Below are 21098 nucleotides of genomic sequence, written 5' to 3' on the forward strand. Positions count from 1 at the left end.
AAAACCTCAGTCGACCAGATCGAAGCGGACATCCTGCACGCCCTCATAGAGCGTCTTGCGCCCGAGCGCGTAGAGGTTCTCCAGCCCCGAGGTCAGGGTGATGAAATGGTTGCCGGAAAGCACGCCGGCCTTGCTGGCGAACTGCACCCCGCCATAGGCCAGCAGAATCTCGGTCTCGCTGACGCCGCCCGGATAGAGGATGATGTGGCCGGGCGCGGGATAGGCGGTGTTGTTCTCGTAGCCGACGCCGAAATCGAGATCACCGAGCGGCATCCAGACGCCCTCGCCGCTCCAGCGCACATGCACCATCTTGCTGACGAACGGCATCTGCTCGCGGAAGGCGGCGCACGTCTTCGGCGCGGCTTCCAGCTCGAACTTCGCGTCGAAGCGATAGGGGCCGGCGGTGACGATCAGCTTGCTCATGAAATCCCCGTTCGTTCGAAAGGCTCGCACACGCTGAATGGCATTCAGCCTCGGGCTTACGCAAGCGCGCCGCTGAAACAACTCCGATCCCGGAACGGAAAGAATGGCACGCTCAGTCGATCGCATCCTTCAGGCCGAGCGTGCCCTCTGTCCCGATCGCGTCGTAATGCCGCTGCAGCCAAAGTTTGCCGGCGGCGCGGCCCATGTCGCGCAGCTTGAGCAGGAAATCCCAATCGGAATTCATCCGCGAGGACGAGGCCAGTTCCGCCAGCGGCGACCCGCCGTCGATGCGGTGCATCAGCACGCGCTTGTATTCGTCGCGCGGCAGCTTGCCCTCGTCGATCAGCCGGTTGACGAAGCCGATCGCCCTGAGCTCGCGCAGCAGCGAGGCGTTGAAGGTGATCTCGTTCAGCCGGTCCTGGATCTCGCGCGCCTTGGTCGGCAGGTCCTCGCGCTGGAGCGGGTTAATCTGGACCAGCAGGATATCGTCGCAATGCGCCTTGTAGAACAGCGGAAACAGGGCCGGATTGCCCATATAGCCGCCGTCCCAATAAGCCTCTCCGCCAATCTCCACCGCTTGGAAAACCATCGGTAGGCAGGCCGAAGCCATGACGTGATCGGGCGTCAGCTCCTTGCCCTCGAAGATCGCGATCTTGCCGGTGCGCACGTTCGTCGCCGCGATGAAGAGCTTCACCGCATCGAGCGCACGCACCTTCTCGAAGTCGATCAGTTCGGAGACGACACCGCGCAACGGGTTGATGTTGAGGGGATTGATGTCGTAGGGGCTCGCCACCTTGGCGAACATCTCGAAGAACAGCAGCCCGGGCGGCGTGCCGTTGCTGTTGCCCCAGGCGCCGAGCATCGTGTCCAGCAGCGAGCGTTCCGAGCCGCCATATTTGCCGTCGACGCTGATCGCGCGCCAGAACTGCTCCAGCTTGGTACGTGCACCGTCCGCCCCGCCGTCGAGCCACCCCTCCGCTAGCACGACCGCGTTCATGGCGCCCGCGCTGGTGCCCGTCAGCGCCTCGATGGCGAGGCGCCCGTCCTCCAGGATCGCGTCGAGCACGCCCCAGGTGAAGGCGCCGTGCGCGCCGCCGCCTTGCAACGCCAGCGACACGGTCTTTTCGGCCTTCGGCCCGGCCAACCCCTTGGCCGGATCCGGCTTGCGCGATGGACGTCGGCTCACGCTGCGGTCCAGCCGCCATCCATCGGCAAGGTCGTGCCGGTGATCGACTTGGCGGCGTCGGTGCAGAGAAACACCGCCAGCGCCGCGACCTGCTCGACCGTGACGAACTCCTTGGTCGGCTGCGCCGCCAGCAGCACGTCGTTCATGACCTGCTCCTTGGTCATGCCGCGCGCCTTCATCGTGTCCGGAATCTGCTTTTCGACCAGCGGCGTCCAGACATAGCCCGGCGCGATGGCGTTGACGGTGATGCCCTTGGTCGCGACTTCCAGCGCCACCGTCTTGGTCAGGCCGGCGATGCCGTGCTTGGCCGCGACATAGGCCGATTTATAGGGCGAGGCGACGAAGGCATGCGCCGAGGCCGTATTGATGATGCGGCCCCAGCCCTTCTCCCGCATCTTCGGCAGCGCCGCGCGGATGGTATGGAAGGCCGAGGACAGGTTGATCGCGATGATCTGGTCCCATTTCTCGATCGGGAATTCATCGATCGGCGCGACATATTGAATGCCGGCATTGTTGATCAGGATGTCGATGGCGCCGAAGGCCTTCTCGCCTTCGCCGATGAAGCCCGCGATTTCGGCGGGCTTCGTCATGTCGGCGGCCGAGAACACCACCTTCACCCCGAATTCGCCCTCCAGATCGGTGCGCAGTTTCTCGGCATCGGCCGGCGGCATGATGCCGTTGACGACGAGGTTGGCGCCCTCGGCCGCGAGTGCGCGGGCATAGGCCAACCCGATACCGGAGGTCGAGCCGGTGATGGCGGCAGCGCGGTCTTTAAGAAACATGAGCTTCGAGGCTCCTGACAATCGGGGAGGAAATGCTTAAGTTGGCGTCTGAAAGCGGCCATGAGGCGGTGGAATATCGCCGCACGTTGCCCGATGAGTCTTTGCAGCGCAACATGACGAAAATGCAGCCAAACGCGCACGCGCACGCCGGACACGACCACGCCGGGCATGGCCAGGGCGCCTGCGCCCATGCGCATGAGCACGCCCTGCACGCAGGCGAGGCCCTGGCGCGTGCGGAGCGCATCTGCCGCGAGCGCGGTCTGCGCCTGACACCGATCCGCCGGCAGGCGCTGGAGGCGCTGCATGCCGACCATAAGCCGGTCGGCGCCTATGATCTGGCCGATCGCATCTCTCCGACCGGCGGGCGACGGATCGCACCGATCACAATCTACCGGGCACTGGATTTCCTGGTCGAACAGGGCTTCGTGCATCGCCTTTCCTCCAAGAATGCCTATCTCGCCTGCCTGCACGGCCACGGTGCCGACGAGGTCGTGGCCTTCCTGATTTGCGAGGTCTGCGGCGGCGTCGATGAGGATTCCTCGCCAGCGATGAAGAAAGCCGTGGCGGCGATCGCCGAAACACGGCATTTCTCACCCGCCCACCAGATGGTCGAAATCGTTGGCCGCTGCGAGCATTGCAGCCAAGTCACCGTCTGAATAAGTCGTCTCCTGATCGAGAAGCCCGCATGAACGAGCGCGCCTTCCCAAACTTTTCGCCGGAGCGTTCCGGGGCGCTCGCGCGCCAGTTCACGGTGCCGGTCAAGGTCGGGCATGTCGCCGTCGGCGGCGGCGCCCCGATCGTCGTGCAGTCGATGACCAATACCGATACCGCCGATATCGACGGCACGGTGCGTCAGGTCGCCGCGCTCGCCAGGCAGGGCTCGGAGCTGGTCCGCATCACGGTCGATCGCGACGAAGCGGCCGCTGCGGTCCCTAGGATCCGCGAGCGGCTCGACCGCATCGGCGTCGATGTGCCGCTGGTGGGGGACTTTCATTATATCGGCCACAAGCTGCTGGCCGATCACCCGGCCTGCGCCGAGGCGCTGGCGAAATACCGCATCAACCCCGGCAATGTCGGCTTCAAGGATAAGAAGGACAGGCAGTTCAGCCAGATTGTCGAGACGGCAATCCGCTATCGCAAACCGGTCCGCATCGGCGCCAACTGGGGCTCGCTCGATCAGGAACTGCTGACCGCGCTGATGGACGATAATGCTCGTTCGGCCCAGCCGCTGGAAGCGCGCGCCATCATGCGCGAGGCGATGGTGCAGTCCGCCCTGCTGTCGGCAGAGCGGGCCGAGGAAATCGGGCTTTCGCGCGAGTTCATCATCCTCTCGGCCAAGGTTTCGGGCGTGCAGGATCTCATCACGGTCTACCGCATGCTCGCGAGCCGGTCGAACTACGCCATCCATCTCGGCCTGACTGAGGCCGGCATGGGCTCCAAGGGCATCGTCGCCTCCTCCGCAGCGCTCGGCATCCTGCTGCAGGAGGGCATCGGCGACACGATCCGCTTCTCGCTGACGCCGGAGCCCGGCGGCGACCGGACGCTCGAGGTCAAGACGGCGCAGGAACTGCTCCAGACCATGGGCTTTCGCGCCTTCGTGCCGCTCGTCGCCGCCTGCCCCGGCTGCGGACGCACCACCTCGACCGTATTCCAGGAGCTGGCGCAGGACATCCAGGGCTGGATTTCCAATTCCATGCCAGAATGGAAGACCCGCTATCCCGGCGTCGAAAACCTTAACGTCGCGGTGATGGGCTGCATCGTCAACGGACCCGGCGAATCGAAGCATGCCGACATCGGCATCTCGCTCCCCGGCACCGGCGAAACGCCGACGGCGCCCGTCTTCGTCGATGGCGAGAAGGTCACGACCCTGCGCGGCCCTGGCATTGCGGACGAGTTCAAGACCATGGTCGCGGACTACATCACGCGGCGTTACGGCGCTGGCCTGCCGCTAACCGGATGACCCGCAACCTTTGCCAGGCGCCCGCATTGTGGTAGAGGCGCCGGCCTTTCGCTGCATCGCAGCACCCGCGGAGATCCCCGATGGGGCATGAAAATCCGAATCCTTCGACCCTGCGGCCGGAGGATTCCCGTTTCGGGCTGGACGACGGTCACGGCAGCCCGGGCGGCCATCACGGCCATGGAACGGCGGGCTATGGCGCGCTGGCTCTGGGTGCGCTCGGCGTCGTCTTCGGCGACATCGGCACCAGCCCGCTCTACGCACTGCGCGAAACCATCCTGGCCGCGACCGGAGGCGATGAGCACGCCGTCGTCCCGCCATCGGTGGTGATCGGCGTCCTGTCGTTGATCCTGTGGTCGCTGGTCGTCGTCGTGACGCTGAAATATGTCGTTCTGTTGATGCGGGCCGACAATAACGGCGAAGGCGGCATCCTGACGCTGGTCGCGCTGGCCCAGCGCAGCCTCGGCCGCAACAAATCCCGCTCGGTGCTGCTGCTGGGCATGATCGGCGCCGGCTTGTTTTACGGCGACACCGTCATCACCCCGGCGATCTCGGTGCTCTCGGCGGTCGAGGGCGTGAAGCTGATCACGCCCTTGCTCGACGATTACATCCTCTGGATCTCGTCGGTGATCCTGATCGGCCTGTTCATTGTCCAAAGCCATGGCACGCAGAAGGTCGCGACCTTTTTCGGCCCGGTGATGATGCTCTGGTTCATCACGCTGGCCGCGCTCGGCCTTTATCACATCGCCGACGACCTCTCGATCTTCAAATCGGTCAATCCGTATTACGCGCTGACCTTCTTCCGGGACCATGCCGGCGTCTCGCTCGCGGTGCTGGGCTCTGTCTGTCTCGCGGTCACCGGCGCCGAGGCGCTCTATGGCGATATGGGCCATTTCGGCCGCGGCCCCATTCGCGGCGCCTGGCTTTATGTCGTGTTTCCGGCCTTGTGGCTGAACTATCTCGGCCAGGGCGCGCTCATCCTCGCCGACCCCTCCGCCATCGACAATCCCTTCTACAAACTGGCCCCGCCGGCGCTGCTGCCCGTCTTCGTCGTGCTGGCGACAGTCGCGACCATCATCGCGAGCCAGGCTGTCATCACCGGCGCGTTTTCGCTGACGCGGCAAGCGATCCAGCTCGGCATGCTGCCGCGCATGGACATCCGCCACACTTCGGAACAGACCTCGGGTCAGATCTACGTGCCGCGCGTCAACCTGATGCTGCTGGTCATCGTGCTGATCCTGGTCTGGTCGTTCCGCACCTCGTCCAGCCTCTCGCACGCCTACGGCATCTCGGTGTTTGGGACGATGGTGGTGTCGTCGATGCTGGCGGCCATCGTCATCCGCCGCCACTGGGGCTGGAGCCTCACCGCCACGACCGTCATCATCCTGCCCTTCCTCACGGTCGACGTCGCCTTCTTCGCGGCCAACATGCTGAAGCTGTTCCATGGCGGCTATGTGCCGGTGCTGCTGGCCATGGCGCTCGTCGTGGTGATGGGCACCTGGATGCGCGGCACGAAGATCCTCTTCGACAAGACTCGCAAGACCGATGTCCCGCTGCTCGAACTCGTCGGCATGCTCTCCAAGAGCCCGCCCGCACGGGTTAAGGGCATGGCGGTGTTCCTGACCAGCGACCCCGAGACCGCGCCGGCTTCGCTGCTGCACAACCTCAAGCACAACAAGGTGCTGCATGAGCGCAACGTGGTCTTGACCGTGCGCTCCGCCGACACGCCGCGCGTGGCGGAGGAAGAGCGCGTGCGCCTCGCCCGCATCACCGACGATTTCTGGCGCGTCGATATCGTCTATGGCTATATGGAAAGCCCGAACGTGCCCAAGGGGCTGGCGATGCTGCGCAAGCAGGGCTTCAAGTTCGACATTATGTCGACCTCGTTCTTCCTGTCGCGCCGCTCGATCAAGGCCTCGCCGCAATCGGGCATGCCGGTCTGGCAGGACAACCTTTATATCAGCCTGACCAAGAGCGCGACGGACGCCACGAACTTCTTCCAGATCCCGACCGGCCGCGTCGTCGAGGTCGGCACGCAGGTCACGGTCTGAGAGCCGCCGATCGTCGGCCAGTGCTGGGCAGAGACTTGAAAGCGGTTGCCTTAGAGATCGTTTGCCAAGTCGCTGCGGTGAGGCGAATGGGGGTGCTTTTCGGGAACCGGAGCGGAGCGTACTTTTGTACGTGAGCACCGGAAGCGCAGAAGAGCACCGCCAGTCGGCCGCCGCAGTAGAGTTGGCGAGCGGTCTCTCAGTCCAGCCGCGCCGAGACCGCATCCGCCGGAACGTGCCTGACCCGCTCGCGATAAAGCAGGTAAAGCCCGGAGCCGATGACGACGGCCCCGCCCGCGAAGGTCCAGCGATCGGGGAGCTGGCCGAAGACGAGCCATCCCAGCAGCACCATCCAGACCAGCTGCGAATAGATGAAGGGCGCCAGCACGGTCGCCGGCGCCAGCCGATGCGCCTTGATCAGCATCCAGTGGCCCAGCGCCCCAAAGAAGCCGGTAGCGATCAGCGAGGCCCAGACAGAGGGCGATTGCGGCCAGGTCCAGACCCAGGGCAGCGTCGGCAGCAACGCTACCGTTCCGGCAAGCCCTGAATAGACCATCGTGGTCTCGGAACTGTCCGATGCCGCCAGGACCCGCGTCGTCAGGACATAGAAGGCATAGCAAAGACAGCCCGCCACGGACAGGAAAGCGGCAGGGTGCATTCCGCCGGCACCGGGCCGCGTCACCAGAATCACGCCGAGAAAGCCGACGCCGATCGCCGCCAGCCGGCGCGGTCCCGGCCACTCGCCCAGCAGCGGCCCCGAGGCCAGCGCGACCAGCAGCGGGGTCGCGAACATGATCGAGATCGTCTCAGCCAACTGCAGATAGCGCAGCGCGAAGAAGTTCAGCACCGTCGAGCTCAGCAAAAGCAGCGAGCGCAGCAATTGCAGCCAGGGCCGCTTCGTTCGCAGAACGCCGGGATGGCTCACCGGATTGATCAGGAACGAGACCAGCACGACGCTGACGCCATAACGCGCGAACGAGACCAGCAGCGGGTCCATGCCATGCTGGCCCAGCCACTTCGCATTGGTGTCGAGCAGCGCGAAGCAGATGACAGCCGCGCACATCAGGCCGATGGCGGTCAGGCGCTGGCGGCCGGCCTCAATGGCGGAAGGATTGGAAAAGGGCAGAACGGCCTCGTCATGCTCACAGCGAATGGCACGACCAGACTTAACCGATCTGCGCGCTGTAGCCAGTTCGCCTACGCATGCGTTGCATGCGGTCAGGCGTCGCTATCGGCCTCGTCCGTGTCGAGTTCGGCGTCATCCGGCTCGGCACCCGCCTTGGAAAGCCCCTTGGCGGCCTTGCGCAGCAACTTGCGCAACTGCTTGCGCTCCTTGCCGTCGAGCCGGTCCAGAAGCTCCTCCTCGACCTCGTTCCAGAGATCGTCGAGTTCCACCGCCTTCTGCTGCCCGGCTTCGGTCAATGCCACCTGGACCAGGCGCCCGTCGCGATTGCCGCCTTCGCGCATCACCAGCCCTTGCAGGGATAGCCGGCCAATGGTTTTCGACACGGTCGGCGGCTTGACCCTCAACAACGACGCCAGTTCGCCCATCGTCATCGGCGCTGGCTGGAGCGCCTTCAGGGCCTGTTCCTGGCCTGGAAACAACCCAAGCCCGGTCAGCCGCTCGCCCATCCGCGACCTGTGCAGACGCGCCGCGACGAGCAGGGCCCGGCCGACGCTCTTTTCGATAGCCTTGGTCATGATCGATCCCTTGGCCGTCCCGGCTCGCGATCCTGCAGGATGCTTGCCAAGATGCTTGCACGGATAAGAAGACGCTTCGCCGGCTGCTGACTGGCCTGCGAACATGACAGACGCATGACATATCGATGTCGCCTGCGCGAGAGCGGCCCGTATGGCGTGTTTAACGGCCTTCCGCGTCGGCGGGTTCGCAAGCGACGGCGTATTCGGGCTTGTCCGGATGGTCCCGATCGCGCAAGAGGTCGCTGCTGCAAACGAGGGCGGGACCATGACCGGGCAGGCACGCATCATCGACGGCAAGGCAGCGGCGGCGGCGCTGCGCGCCGACATCGCTCGCGAGGTTGCCGAGATCAAGGCCCGGCGAGGCCTTACGCCTGGCCTGCATGTCGTCCTCGTCGGAGATGATGCAGCGAGCCGGGTCTATGTCGCCTCGAAGGAAAAGCTCGCGGTCGAAGTCGGCATGGCGTCCGTCGCGCACCGCCTGTCGGGGGAAACCAGCGAGGCCGATCTTCTGGCCAAGATCGCCGCGCTCAATGCCGATGATGCCGTCGACGGCATCCTCGTTCAGTTGCCGTTGCCCAAGCATATCGACACCGGCCGTATCCTCGACGCGATCGATCCCGCCAAGGACGTCGATGGGCTGCACCCGATCAACGCCGGGCGCCTCGCCGGCGGCAAGGCCGGTGGGGACCATCTGCTCGTCCCCTGCACCCCGCTCGGCTGCATGCTGCTGCTGAAACAGACGCTGGGCAGCCTGTCGGGCCTGGATGCCGTCGTGATCGGCCGTTCCGAGCTTGTGGGCCGCCCCGTAGCGCAGCTCCTGCTCCAGGCCGACTGCACCGTGACCATCGCCCATTCGCGGACCCGCGACCTCCCGGCCGTCGTGAGGCGTGCCGATATCGTCATCGCGGCGGTCGGCCGGCCCTCGATGATCAAGGGCGACTGGATCAAGCCAGGCGCGACCGTGATCGATGTCGGGATCAACCGCATGCCCAATGGCAAGCTCGCCGGCGACGTCGACTTCACTGACGCGGTGGAGGTCGCCGGCGCGATCACCCCCGTACCCGGCGGTGTCGGTCCGATGACGATCGCCTGCCTGCTGCGCAACACGCTGACGGCGTTCAAGGCGCGGCGGGGCTGACGCTCTTTAGATCTCCAAGACAAGCGAGCCCGGAATCTTGATAAAAGCGAAGCTGCGCTTTTGAGGACGGAGGAGAGCGCGCAGACGCGCCCTCTCCGAAGCCCCGCCGCAGATCACATATGGATCTGGCGCTTCTCGACGGCCATGGCCGCTTCCTTCACCGCCTCGGCCAGCGTCGGATGCGCGTGGCAGGTGCGGGCGAGGTCCTCCGAGGAGCCGCCGAACTCCATCAGCACCGTCACCTCGGCGATCAGGTCGCCGGCACGCGGGCCGATGATGTGGCAGCCGAGCACGCGGTCGGTCTTGGCATCGGCCAGGAACTTCACGAAGCCGTCGGTCTGGCGCATCGCGCGGGCGCGACCATTCGCGGTGAACGGGAACTTGCCGACCTTGTACTCGACACCCGCCGCCTTCAGCTCCTCCTCGGTCTTGCCGACCGAGGCGACTTCGGGGCCGGTATAGACCACGCCGGGGATCGCGTCGTAGTTCACATGGCCGTGCTTGCCGGCGATGATCTCGGCCACCGCGACGCCTTCGTCCTCGGCCTTGTGCGCCAGCATCGGCCCGCGCACCACGTCGCCGATGGCGTAGACGCCCGCGACATTGGTCTTGAAATGATCGTCGATGACGACGCGGCCCTTCTCGGTCGCGATGCCCGCCTTGTCCAGGCCGAGGCCATCGGTGTTCGGCCTGCGACCGATCGCGACCAGCACGATCTCGGCGCTCAGCGTCTTGGCCTCGCCGCCTGCCGAAGGCTCGACAGTCACGGTCGCGCCGCCAGCGGCAGTCTCGACCTTAGTAACCTTCGAGCCCAACATGAAGGTGAAGCCCTGCTTCTCCAGAATCCGCTGGAACTGCTTGGCGACCTCGCCGTCCATCCCAGGCAGGATGCGATCGAGATATTCTACCACGGTAACCTTGGCACCGAGCCGGCTCCAGACCGAGCCGATCTCGAGCCCGATAACGCCGGCGCCGACCACGACGAGTTCCTTCGGGACGGCCCCGATCTCGAGCGCGCCGGTCGAGGTCACGACGGTCTTCTCGTCGATCGTCACGCCCGGCAGCGGCGCCGATTCAGAACCTGTCGCGATGACGATGTTCTTGGCGTCGAGCTCCTGCGTCTTGCCGTCCTCGGACGTCACGACGACCTTGCCGGCGGCCGGGATAGAGGCCGTGCCGTGGAAAGCCTCGATCTTGTTCTTCTTGAACAGGAAGGCAACGCCGTTGACGTTGGCGTCCACCGTCTCCTGTTTGTGGGCCATCATCGCTGTCAGATCGAGCTTGGGCTCGACCACGACGCCGAGCTTGCCGAAGCTGTGCGCGGCTTCCCCGAACATTTCGGAGGCATAAAGCAGCGCCTTGGAGGGGATGCAGCCGACATTCAGGCAGGTGCCGCCATGGGTCTTGCGCTTCTCGACCACCGCGACCTTGAGGCCGAGCTGGGCGGCACGGATAGCGCAGACATAGCCGCCGGGGCCGGTGCCGATGACGACGAGATCGTAGGACATGGGGTTCTTCCGGTAAGGATCGGGTATCGAGGCAATGCCTCAGGCATAGGCGAAGAGCATCATCACGAGCCCGACGACCGACAGTATCCAGACGCCGGTGCGAAGGACGGGAATGCCGGCCGCGTAGATCGGCACGTAGATGACACGCGCAGCCAGCCAGAGCTGCGCGCCGGTGACGCCAAGACCGCTGGCCTTGTTGGTGACGATAAGCCCGAGCGCCAGGGCGACAAAGGCGGGGTAGGTCTCAAGCAGGTTGGCCAAGGCCCGCGTCAGGCGGCCCGAAAGAAGCGTCGGCGGCGTGTTGCCGCCGTCGCGTGGCCGCATCGCCTCGGACATGCCGACCGCCGCGGTGACGGTGCTGGCTTGCGCGCAGACCTGGGCCAGCAGAAGAACGACGCTCCAACCGAGAAGGCCGGTCAATGTTGTGAAGGCCATGATCGTCGTCTCCCGCTGTCAGCGCAGAATTGCGCCCGTCAGAGGTCCAGCACGAGCCGCGCCGGATCCTCCAGGCCTTCCTTCAGGCGCACAAGGAAGGTCACGGCTTCCTTGCCGTCGATGATGCGGTGGTCGTAGCTGACCGCGAGATACATCATCGGCCGCGCTTCGATCTTGCCGTTCACGACCATCGGCCGCTCCTGGATCTTATGCATGCCCAGGATCGCCGATTGGGGCGCGTTCAGGATCGGTGTCGACATCAGCGAGCCGTAGACGCCGCCGTTCGAAATCGTGAAGGTGCCGCCCTGCATCTCCTCGATCTTGAGCTGGCCGTCGCGCGCCTTCTTGCCGTAGGCGCCGATCGCCTTCTCGACGCCGGCGATGGAGAGCTGGTCGGCGTCGCGCACCACCGGAACCACGAGGCCCTTGTCGGTGCCGACGGCGACGCCGATGTGGTAGTAGTTCTTGTAGATGATGTCGGTGCCGTCGATCTCGGCGTTGACGCTCGGGATCTCCTTCAGCGCCTGTACGGCGGCCTTCACGAAGAAGCCCATGAAGCCGAGCTTCACGCCGTGCTTCTTCTCGAAGGCGTCCTTGTACTGCGTGCGCAGCGCCATGACGTTGGTCATGTCCACCTCGTTGAAGGTGGTCAGCATGGCGGCGCTGGACTGCGCCTCCTTCAGGCGACGCGCGATCGTCTGGCGCAGCTTCGTCATCCTGACGCGCTCTTCGCGCGCGCCGTCATCGGCGGGCGACGGTGCGCGCACCTGGACAGGCGCGGGTGCTGCGGCCGGCGGCGCAGTACCGCCGGTCGCGATCGCGGCCAGCATGTCGCCCTTGGTGACGCGGCCATCCTTGCCGGACGCCGCAACCTTCGAGGGATCGACGCCGCTCTCGGCAGCGATCCGCGACACGGCCGGGCCGGAATCGGCGGCCTTGACCGCCGGCTGCGGCGAACCCACGATCTCGGCCGTCTTCTTTTCGGCCTCGGCGACCGTGCCGGAGCCGGACTTGCCGGAGGCCTGCGCGACCGCGGTCTCATCCTTTTTCGGCGCCGGAGCAGCGGCAGCGGCCCCGCTGCCTTCGCCGATCGAGCCGAGCAATGCGTTAACGCCGACCGTCTCGCCTTCCTTGGCGACGATCTCGCCAAGCACGCCGGCGGACGGCGCGTTGACCTCCAGCGTCACCTTGTCGGTCTCGAGTTCGACCAGCGGCTCATCGGCCTTCACGGCCTCGCCGGGCTTCTTGAACCATTTGCCGATGGTGGCCTCGGTGACGGATTCGCCGAGGGTGGGTACGCGGATTTCGGTCGCCATGTCGGGCCTCTTCTAATTCGGGTCTCTTGGAGGTCGTCCCGGGCATCGCCGAAGCGCAGGCCCGGGAGCCGGTCCGGAACGGGTCAGGCCGCGAAGGCCTCGTCGAGGAAGGCGTTGAGCTGGGCGACGTGCTTCGACATCAAACCCGTCGCGGTCGCGGCAGAAGCCGGACGGCCGACATAGCGCGGCCGCTTCGACTTGACGCCGGCATGACCCAGCACCCACTCCAGATAAGGCTCGACGAAGGTCCAGGACCCCATGTTCTTGGGCTCCTCTTGGCACCAGGCGACATCGGCGCCCTTGAAGCGCGACAGCTCCTGCGCCAGCGTCTTGAGCGGGAACGGGTAAAGCTGCTCGACGCGCATCAGGTAGACATCGTCGATGCCACGCTTCTCGCGCTCTTCCAGCAGGTCGTAATAGACCTTGCCCGAGCACAGCACGACGCGGCGGATTTTCGCGTCCTTCGCCAGCTTGATGGTCGACTTGCCGCGCTCGGCATCGTCGTTCAGCACGCGGTGGAAGGTCGAGCCCTCCGCCAGATCGGCCAGGTCGGAGACGCAGCGCTTGTGGCGCAGCAGCGACTTCGGCGTCATCAGGATCAGCGGCTTGCGGAAGTCCCGCTTCAGCTGCCGGCGCAGGATGTGGAAGTAGCTCGCGGGCGTCGAGCAGTTCGCCACCTGCATGTTGTCCTCGGCGCACATCTGCAGGAAGCGCTCGAGACGGGCCGAGGAGTGCTCAGGACCCTGGCCCTCATAGCCGTGCGGCAACAGGCAGACGAGGCCGGACATGCGCAGCCACTTGCGTTCGCCCGACGAGATGAACTGGTCGAACACGACCTGCGCGCCATTGGCGAAGTCGCCGAACTGGGCTTCCCAACAGGTCAGCGCATTCGGCTCCGACAGGGTGTAGCCGTACTCGAAGCCCAGCACCGCTTCTTCCGAGAGCATCGAGTTGATGACCTCGAAGCGTCCCTGGTCCTCGCGGATATGGTTCAGCGAGGTGTGGCGGGCTTCCGTCTCCTGGTCGATCAGCACAGAGTGGCGCTGCGAGAAGGTGCCACGCTCGCAATCCTGCCCCGAAAGGCGCACGGGATTGCCGTCGAGCAGCAGCGAACCGAAAGCAAGCGCTTCGGCGGTCGCCCAGTCGATGCCCTGGCCGCTCTCGACCGCCTTCTTGCGGTTGTCGAGGAAACGCTGGATCGTCTTGTGGGCGTTGAACCCGGCCGGAACCGCCGTGATCTTCTCGGCGATTTCTTTCAGCGTCTCGGCAAGGACGCCGGTGGCGCCCCGGCGCGGATCGTCCTCGTCGGCGCGGATCGCCTTCATGCCGGCCCAGCGGCCATCGAGCCAATCGGCCTTGTTCGGCTTGAACGACTGCCCGGCGTCGAACTCGATCTCGAGCTTGGCCTTCCAGGCCGCGCGGGCGTCGTCGAGCTCGGCGGCGCTGATCACGCCTTCCGCTTCGAGCTTGGCGGCATAGAGCTCCAGCGTCGTCTTGTGGCCGCGGATCTTGCGATACATCAGTGGCTGGGTGAAGCCCGGCTCGTCGCCCTCGTTATGGCCGAAGCGGCGATAGCAGAACATGTCGACCACGACCGGCTTGTGGAACTTCTGCCGGAACTCGATCGCGATCTTGGCGGCAAACACCACCGCTTCCGGATCGTCGCCATTCACATGGAAGACCGGCGCCTCGACCATCTTCGCCACATCGGACGGATAGGGCGAGGAGCGCGAATAACGCGGATAGGTGGTGAAGCCGATCTGATTGTTGATGATGAAGTGGATCGAGCCGCCGGTGCGGTGTCCCTTCAGGCCCGACAGGCCGAGGCACTCCGCCACGACGCCCTGGCCGGCGAAGGCCGCGTCGCCATGCAACAGCAGCGGCAGCACCTTGGAGCGCTCGACGACATCGCCGAACTGGTCCTGCTTGGCGCGCACTTTGCCAAGCACCACGGGATCGACGATCTCGAGATGCGATGGGTTGGCCGTCAGCGAGAGGTGGACCGTGTTGCCGTCGAACTCGCGGTCGGACGAGGCACCGAGATGGTACTTCACGTCGCCCGAGCCCTCGACGTCATCAGGCGCGTAGGAGCCGCCCTTGAACTCGTGGAACAGCGCCCGGTGCGGCTTGCCGAGTACTTGCGTCAGAACGTTGAGGCGGCCGCGATGCGACATGCCGAAGACGATGTCGCGCACGCCGAGCGCGCCGCCACGTTTGATGATCTGCTCCAGCGCCGGGACCAGACCCTCGGCGCCATCGAGGCCGAAGCGCTTGGTGCCGGTGAACTTGAGATCGAGGAACTTCTCGAAGCCCTCGGCCTCGACGAGCTTGTTGAGGATCGCCTTCTTGCCTTCCTTGGTGAAGGCGATTTCCTTGTCCGGCCCCTCGATGCGCTCCTGCAGCCAGGCCTTCTGCTCGGGGTCGGAAATGTGCATGAACTCGACGCCGACCGTGCCGCAATAGGTCCGCTGCAGGATCGCGACCATCTCGCGAACGGTGGCGAACTCCATGCCGAGCACGTTGTCGATGAAGATCTTGCGGTCGAGATCGGCCTCCGAAAAACCGAAGGCGGCTGGCGCCAGCTCGTCGGAATCGTCGCGGCTCTCGATGCCGAGCGGATCGAGCTTGGCGTGCAGATGCCCGCGCATGCGATAAGCGCGGATCAGCATGATGGCGCGCACGGAATCGCGCGTCGCCTGCTGCACGTCGGAGGCCGAAAGGGTCGCACCCGCCGCCTTCGCCTTGGCACCGAGCTTATCGGAAACCGCCTTCTCGACCTGGGCCCAGTTTCCGTCCAGCGCCGAGATCAGCTCGCCATTGGCGGTTATCGGCCAGTTCGGCTTCTTCCAGGAGGCGCCCTTGGCGTTCTCCAGCACGGACTGCTTGTCGTCCTGCAACGCGCCGAAGAAGCTCCGCCACTGCTCGTCGACCGAATTCGGATCGGTCTCGTAGCGGGCGTAAAGGTCCTCTATATAGGCCGCGTTTCCGCCGTAGAGGAAACCGGTCTGCGCGAGAGCCTCGTTATTGTCCTGGCGAGCCATGATGCTCCTGCCTTCCTTCGCCGCTTGCTCAGGCCCGGACCCTTGCCCGGACCTCCTTCAACCTGCCGTCATGCTCGGGCTTGACCCGAGCATCTCTTGCCAGTGTTGCCATCGCCTCCTCCGGGACGAGATAGTCGGGTCAAGCCCGACCATGACGCTCTGGAGAAGCGGCAGCGCCTCAGCCCTTCAACACTTCGACCAAGGTCTTTCCAAGGCGCGCCGGCGAGGGCGAGACCCGGATGCCAGCCGCTTCCATCGCCGCGATCTTGTCTTCCGCGCCGCCCTTGCCGCCCGAGATGATCGCGCCCGCATGGCCCATGCGGCGTCCCGGAGGAGCCGTGCGGCCGGCGATGAAGCCGACCATCGGCTTCTTGCGGCCACGCTTCGCCTCGTCCTTGATGAACTGCGCTGCGTCTTCCTCGGCCGAACCGCCGATCTCGCCGATCATGACGATCGAGGTGGTCTTCTCGTCCGCCAGGAACATCTCGAGCATGTCGATGAACTCGGTGCCCTTGACCGGGTCGCCGCCGATGCCGACGGCCGTGGTCTGGCCGAGGCCCTCGTTCGTGGTCTGGAACACCGCCTCATAGGTCAGCGTACCCGAGCGCGAGACGATGCCGACGGAACCGGGCTTGAAGATGTTGGCCGGCATGATGCCGATCTTGCATTCGCCCGCCGTGACGACGCCGGGGCAGTTCGGCCCGATCAGGCGCGACTTGGAGCCGGCCAGCGAGCGCTTGACGCGCACCATGTCGAGCACCGGAATGCCCTCGGTGATGCAGATGATCAGCGGGATTTCGGCGTCGATCGCCTCGCAGATCGCGTCGGCAGCGCCCGGCGGCGGCACGTAGACGACCGAGGCATCGCCGCCGGTCTTGTGCTTGGCTTCGGCGACCGTGTCGAAGACCGGCAGGCCGAGATGCAGGCTGCCGCCCTTGCCCGGCGAGGTGCCGCCGACCATGATCGTGCCATAGGCGATGGCCTGCTCGGAGTGGAAGGTCCCGTTCTTGCCGGTGAAGCCCTGGCAGATGACCTTGGTGTTCTTGTCGATCAGGATGGACATGTCTGCTCCTCAGGCCTGCTTGACCGCGGCGACGATCTTCTGCGCCGCATCGTCGAGGTCGTCGGCGGGAATGACGTTGAGGCCGGATTCGCGGATGATGGTCTTGCCTTCCTCGACATTGGTACCTTCGAGGCGCACCACCAGCGGAACCTGAAGGCCGACCGCCTTCACCGCCGCGATGACGCCGCGCGCGATGACGTCGCACTTCATGATGCCGCCGAAGATGTTGACGAGGATGCCCTTCACCTTCGGGTCGGCGGTGATGATCTTGAACGCCGCCGTCACCTTCTCTTCCGAGGCGCCGCCGCCGACATCGAGGAAGTTCGCCGGGCTTTCACCGTAGAGCTGGATGATGTCCAGCGTCGCCATGGCGAGGCCGGCGCCGTTGACCATGCAGCCGATCGTGCCGTCGAGCGCGATATAGGCGAGGTCGTACTTCGAGGCCTCGATCTCCTTCTCGTCTTCCTCCGTCGTGTCGCGCAGCGCGACGATCTCGGGATGACGATAGAGCGAATTCGAGTCGAACGAGATCTTGGCGTCCAGGCACTTGATCTGACCCTGCGTGGTCACGATCAGGGGGTTGATCTCCAGCATGTCCATGTCCTTGGCCACGAACGCGCTGTAGATCTGCGCGAGCACCGTGCCGGCCTGCTTGCCGAGATCGCCCGACAGCCCGAGGATGCGCGCCATGGCACGGCCGTGATGCGGCATGATGCCGGTCGCCGGATCGACCGAGAAGGTCTCGATCTTCTCGGGCGTGTCGTGAGCGACGGCCTCGATGTCCATGCCGCCTTCGGTCGAGATGACGAAAGCGATGCGCGAGGTCTCGCGATCGACCAGCGCCGAGAGGTAGAACTCCTTCTCGATGTCCGAGCCGTCCTCGATATAGAGGCGGTTGACCTGCTTGCCGGTCTCGCCGGTCTGCGCGGTCACCAGCGTATTGCCGAGCATTTCCTTGGCGTGGCTCTCGACCTCCTCGACCGACTTGGCCAGGCGCACGCCGCCCTTGGCGTCGGGACCGAGTTCCTTGAACTTGCCCTTGCCGCGACCGCCGGCATGGATCTGGCTCTTCACGACATAAAGCGGGCCGGGCAGCTTCTTGGCGGCCTCGACGGCTTCCGCCACCGTGAGCGCCGGGAAACCGGCAGAGACGGGCGCGCCGAACTCCTTGAGGAGCGCCTTGCCCTGGTATTCGTGGATGTTCATATGCTCGGTTTCCCTGGCAGCGAAGAGAATGGCGAAAGACGGCGATCGCGCAGGCGACCGCCGTCGTGTTGAAGATCAGGCCAGCGAGGAGTCGACCGACTTGCAGGCATCGATCAGCGTCTGGACCGACGCGACCGACTTCGCGAGCATGTCCTTCTCGGCACCGTTGAGGCGGATCTTGACGACGCGCTCGACGCCCTTGGCGCCGATCACCACCGGCACGCCGAGGAACATGTCCTTTACGCCGTACTGGCTCTTGAGATAGGCCGCAGCCGGCAGGACGCGCTTCTGGTCCTTGAGATAGCTCTCGGCCATCGCGATCGCGGATGCGGCCGGAGCGTAGAAGGCCGAGCCGGTCTTGAGCAGGTTGACGATCTCGCCGCCGCCCTTGCGCGTCCGGTCGACGATGGCGTCGACGCGCTCCTGCGTCGTCCACTTCATCTTGATGAGGTCCGGCAGCGGGATGCCGGCGACGCCCGAATAGCGAACCAGCGGCACCATGTCGTCGCCATGGCCGCCGAGCACGAAGGCCGAAACGTCCTTGACCGAAACCTGGAATTCCTCGGCGAGGAAATAGCGGAAGCGGGCGGAGTCGAGGACACCGGCCATGCCGCAGATCATGTTCGGCTTGATGCCGGAGAACTTCTGCAGGGCCCAGACCATCGCGTCGAGCGGGTTGGTGATGCAGATCACGAAGGCCTTGGGAGCATATTGCTTGATGCCTTCGCCGACCGCCTTCATCACCTTGAGGTTGATGCCGATCAGGTCGTCGCGGCTCATGCCAGGCTTCCGCGGCACGCCGGCGGTGACGATGATCACATCCGCGCCCTTGATGTCCTCATAGGTATTGGTGCCGCGATAGCCGGCATCGAAACCGTCCACCGGGGAGGATTCGGCGATGTCGAGGCCTTTGCCCTGCGGAATGCCGTCGGCGATGTCGAACAACACGACGTCGCCCAGTTCCTTGAGGCCCGCGAGATGGGCGAGCGTGCCGCCGATCTGGCCGGAACCGATGAGGGCGATCTTCTTACGGGCCATGGCCGTATCCTTCATGTTCGGGGCCATGGGAGACATGGCCAGGCGAGAGGCCGGCGGGCCGGCGAACCGTGCGTTGCTTTGGCCCAGACCGGGCTTTTGCCGCAACCCTTGCCGAAAAAGCGGCTTTTCCGGGGCAATGCCTATGTTTGCCTCAATGACAAAAGCGACTCTTGATTTTTCAAGGACTTGCAGAAGGCGCCGACTGGCTCACCCCGTTAAAAACCCGCAAAACACCATAATTACAATATACAGATTCTGTAAATCGTAACATGATTTTCAGACGATGCCGCTTCCGATCACCCTCAGGATCACACGGATCAGCGTTGCCAGCCGCGTATCGACGGAGGCCTGCGGGACATCGCCTTCCAACGCCAGGGAAGCGGGATGGATAAAGCGATGCGTCGCATCGATCACGAAGGCGATCGCCCGGTCCCGGTCGCGGGGCTCGAACACGCCGGTGGCGATTCCCTCGTCCACGACGCGCTCGAACAGGGTGCGAACCCGCGTGCGGTTGCGCCGGCTGATCGCATGCCGCTTGGCGACCGCAAGCGACAACGCCGCGAACAGATGCGGCTCCTCGTGCAGCAGATCGCGATTGGCTTTGGCGAGGCCGAGGATCAGCCGCTCAAGCTTGTCGTCGGCGGGGTCGGGCCCATCGGCGATATCGGCGAGCTTGCGCTCGGTCGCCTTGAGCCAGACATCGACCACCGCGTCGACCAGCGCCGCGCGCGAGGGAAAGTAGCGGTAAACGTTCGCGTGCGTCATTCCCGCCTCTTCGGCGACGGCGACGACGGTGAACCGCTTCAGGCCGAACTGGCGCAGATGCTCGCTGGCGACCGTGAGGATGCGGGTCTCGCTCGGCTCGCGCTGCGGCATCGGTCAGGTTTCCACCAGCCCGGTCGTGTCGCCGCTCGCCGTCGAATCCGGCCGGCCATGCGGTTTGGCCAGATAGTCCTCCGAGCGCATTTCGATCAGCCGCGAGACGGTGCGATCGAACTCGAAGGCCTCGCGCCCGCGGCTGGCATGATAGAGTTCATGCGGTTCGGCAGCGGCCGACGCGACGAGCTTCACATGATGCTCGTAGAGCGTATCGATCAGGATGATGAAGCGCTTGGCTTCGTTGCGCCGGTCGAAGTCGAGGACGGGGATGTCGTCGAGCACCAGCGTGTGGAAGCGCTGCGCCAGCGCGATGTAGTCGGAGGCGCCGTAAGCCTGTGCGCAGAGGTCGGCGAAGCTCGCCCGCGCCACGCTGCCCGCAGCCTGCGGAAGGACGAGCTCGTGCCCCTGCACGCTCAGCACCGTCCGTTTGCCTTCGGCCGTGCCCGATAGTGCCTTGAAGGCGGCATCGAGCGCGGCTTTCGCCTTCTCGTCGGCAGGCACATGATAGACCGGCGCCCCTCCGAGCTTCTCCAGCCGGAAATCCGTGCGGGCATCGAGCTTCAGCACCTCGACCCTGGTCTGAAGCAGCTCGATGAAAGGCAGGAACAGCGCCCGGTTGAGGCCGCCCTCGTAAAGCCGCGACGGCTCGACATTCGAGGTCGCGACGACGACGACGCCAGCCGAAAACAGCGCCGTGAACAGGCGCCCGAGGATCATCGCGTCAGCAATGTCGGTGACGGTGAACTCGTCGAAACAGAGCAGATAGGCCTCATCGGCCAGATCGGCCGCAACCGGCGCGATCGGGTCGGCATCCCTAACCTCGCCGCTCTTGATTTTCTGGCGGTAGACGCCGATGCGGCGATGCACATCCGCCAGGAATTCGTGGAAATGGACCCGGCGCTTGCGTCGCACCGGCGCGCCCTCGAAGAACAGGTCCATCAGCATGGTCTTGCCGCGCCCGACCGAGCCCCAGATATAGAGCCCCTTCGGTGCCTCTGCCGTGTCCGATTTGCGGCCGAAAAGCCAGCCCAGCGCGCTGCCCTTGCGGGCCAGCCGGCGCGCTGCGAGCGTCTCGCCCAGCGACTGAAGCCTCTTCACCACAGCGACCTGCGCCGGATCGCGCTCGATGGCGCCGGCCTCGACAAGGGCGGTGTAGCGGTCGGTGAGCGAGGCGGTCATGATGTAAGAGGCAGCGTCGTCCGGAGAAAGGCCTTTCTGGGTTACGGCAGCGCTGCCGCGTGGGCAAGGGCGCGGCCGGACGAAGCCATCAAGCACCCGTCATTGCGAGCGAAGCGAAGCAATCCAGGGGCGGCAGCGCTCGACGCCCCCCTAGATTGCTTCGTCGCTCCGCTCCTCGCAATGACGGTTGTGCCAGCG

At 65.2% G+C, this 21098-nt stretch carries 18 protein-coding genes; 4 read left to right on the plus strand and 14 right to left on the minus strand.

Annotated features, from left to right (window positions below; genetic code table 11):
• Positions 1 to 6: 6 nt before the first annotated feature.
• The 3 genes from AC1DR6_RS15255 to AC1DR6_RS15265 all read right to left on the minus strand — a co-directional run bounded on the left by AC1DR6_RS15255 (position 7) and on the right by AC1DR6_RS15265 (position 2391).
• The gene (locus AC1DR6_RS15255) at positions 7 to 423 is read right to left on the minus strand and encodes a DUF3830 family protein (protein ID WP_476830094.1); all 417 of its coding nucleotides are present in this window, start codon (positions 421 to 423) and stop codon (positions 7 to 9) included.
• Between the two features lie 112 nt (positions 424 to 535).
• Positions 536 to 1609, minus strand: a complete 1074-nt coding sequence (locus AC1DR6_RS15260; protein WP_476830095.1) for a patatin-like phospholipase family protein — start codon at positions 1607 to 1609, stop codon at positions 536 to 538.
• Positions 1606 to 2391: a 3-hydroxybutyrate dehydrogenase gene (locus AC1DR6_RS15265; protein WP_476830096.1), complete on the minus strand. Its 786-nt coding sequence runs from the start codon at positions 2389 to 2391 to the stop codon at positions 1606 to 1608. The genes AC1DR6_RS15260 and AC1DR6_RS15265 overlap by 4 nt, the downstream gene beginning before the upstream one ends.
• A gap of 113 nt (positions 2392 to 2504) precedes the next feature.
• On the opposite strand from AC1DR6_RS15265, the gene AC1DR6_RS15270 reads away from it, so the two are divergent.
• The 3 genes from AC1DR6_RS15270 to AC1DR6_RS15280 all read left to right on the plus strand — a co-directional run bounded on the left by AC1DR6_RS15270 (position 2505) and on the right by AC1DR6_RS15280 (position 6399).
• Complete coding sequence (locus tag AC1DR6_RS15270) at positions 2505 to 3047, plus strand: Fur family transcriptional regulator (RefSeq protein WP_476830097.1); 543 nt, start codon at positions 2505 to 2507, stop codon at positions 3045 to 3047.
• 29 nt (positions 3048 to 3076) lie between these two features.
• On the plus strand, positions 3077 to 4351 hold the full coding sequence (ispG, locus tag AC1DR6_RS15275; RefSeq protein ID WP_476830098.1) for a flavodoxin-dependent (E)-4-hydroxy-3-methylbut-2-enyl-diphosphate synthase: 1275 nt from the start codon (positions 3077 to 3079) through the stop codon (positions 4349 to 4351).
• 80 nt (positions 4352 to 4431) lie between these two features.
• Entirely contained in the window at positions 4432 to 6399 is a 1968-nt protein-coding gene (locus AC1DR6_RS15280; RefSeq protein WP_476830099.1) for a potassium transporter Kup, read from the plus strand.
• 196 nt (positions 6400 to 6595) lie between these two features.
• Here AC1DR6_RS15280 and AC1DR6_RS15285 read toward each other — a convergent pair whose 3' ends face one another.
• Positions 6596 to 7459, minus strand: coding sequence for a DMT family transporter (locus tag AC1DR6_RS15285; protein WP_476830100.1), 864 nt, complete (start codon positions 7457 to 7459; stop codon positions 6596 to 6598).
• Positions 7460 to 7614: 155 nt separating this feature from the next.
• Complete coding sequence (locus tag AC1DR6_RS15290; RefSeq protein WP_476830101.1) at positions 7615 to 8097, minus strand: MarR family winged helix-turn-helix transcriptional regulator; 483 nt, start codon at positions 8095 to 8097, stop codon at positions 7615 to 7617.
• Between the two features lie 265 nt (positions 8098 to 8362).
• On the opposite strand from AC1DR6_RS15290, the gene folD reads away from it, so the two are divergent.
• A complete protein-coding gene (folD, locus tag AC1DR6_RS15295; RefSeq protein WP_476830222.1) occupies positions 8363 to 9235 on the plus strand; it encodes a bifunctional methylenetetrahydrofolate dehydrogenase/methenyltetrahydrofolate cyclohydrolase FolD in 873 nt (290 codons plus the stop codon).
• Positions 9236 to 9348: 113 nt separating this feature from the next.
• On the opposite strand, the gene lpdA is transcribed toward folD, so the two are convergent.
• The 9 genes from lpdA to zapE all read right to left on the minus strand — a co-directional run bounded on the left by lpdA (position 9349) and on the right by zapE (position 20900).
• A complete protein-coding gene (gene lpdA / locus AC1DR6_RS15300; RefSeq protein ID WP_476830102.1) occupies positions 9349 to 10743 on the minus strand; it encodes a dihydrolipoyl dehydrogenase in 1395 nt (464 codons plus the stop codon).
• 39 nt (positions 10744 to 10782) lie between these two features.
• The gene (locus tag AC1DR6_RS15305; RefSeq protein ID WP_476830103.1) at positions 10783 to 11178 is read right to left on the minus strand and encodes an MAPEG family protein; all 396 of its coding nucleotides are present in this window, start codon (positions 11176 to 11178) and stop codon (positions 10783 to 10785) included.
• A 38-nt stretch (positions 11179 to 11216) separates the two neighbouring features.
• Positions 11217 to 12494: a 2-oxoglutarate dehydrogenase complex dihydrolipoyllysine-residue succinyltransferase gene (gene odhB / locus AC1DR6_RS15310; RefSeq protein WP_476830104.1), complete on the minus strand. Its 1278-nt coding sequence runs from the start codon at positions 12492 to 12494 to the stop codon at positions 11217 to 11219.
• An 83-nt stretch (positions 12495 to 12577) separates the two neighbouring features.
• Positions 12578 to 15535, minus strand: a complete 2958-nt coding sequence (locus AC1DR6_RS15315) for a 2-oxoglutarate dehydrogenase E1 component (RefSeq protein ID WP_476830105.1) — start codon at positions 15533 to 15535, stop codon at positions 12578 to 12580.
• Between the two features lie 178 nt (positions 15536 to 15713).
• Positions 15714 to 16598, minus strand: a complete 885-nt coding sequence (sucD, locus tag AC1DR6_RS15320) for a succinate--CoA ligase subunit alpha (RefSeq protein WP_476830106.1) — start codon at positions 16596 to 16598, stop codon at positions 15714 to 15716.
• Positions 16599 to 16607: 9 nt separating this feature from the next.
• On the minus strand, positions 16608 to 17804 hold the full coding sequence (gene sucC / locus AC1DR6_RS15325) for an ADP-forming succinate--CoA ligase subunit beta (protein WP_476830107.1): 1197 nt from the start codon (positions 17802 to 17804) through the stop codon (positions 16608 to 16610).
• A gap of 75 nt (positions 17805 to 17879) precedes the next feature.
• Positions 17880 to 18842, minus strand: coding sequence for a malate dehydrogenase (mdh, locus tag AC1DR6_RS15330; RefSeq protein ID WP_476830108.1), 963 nt, complete (start codon positions 18840 to 18842; stop codon positions 17880 to 17882).
• 276 nt (positions 18843 to 19118) lie between these two features.
• Entirely contained in the window at positions 19119 to 19718 is a 600-nt protein-coding gene (locus AC1DR6_RS15335; protein ID WP_476830109.1) for a TetR/AcrR family transcriptional regulator, read from the minus strand.
• 3 nt (positions 19719 to 19721) lie between these two features.
• Positions 19722 to 20900 (minus strand): cell division protein ZapE, encoded by a 1179-nt coding sequence (gene zapE / locus AC1DR6_RS15340; RefSeq protein ID WP_476830110.1) that lies wholly within the window; start codon positions 20898 to 20900, stop codon positions 19722 to 19724.
• Positions 20901 to 21098: the final 198 nt, after the last annotated feature.

This window comes from Allobosea sp. P5_A5, from assembly GCF_056400625.1.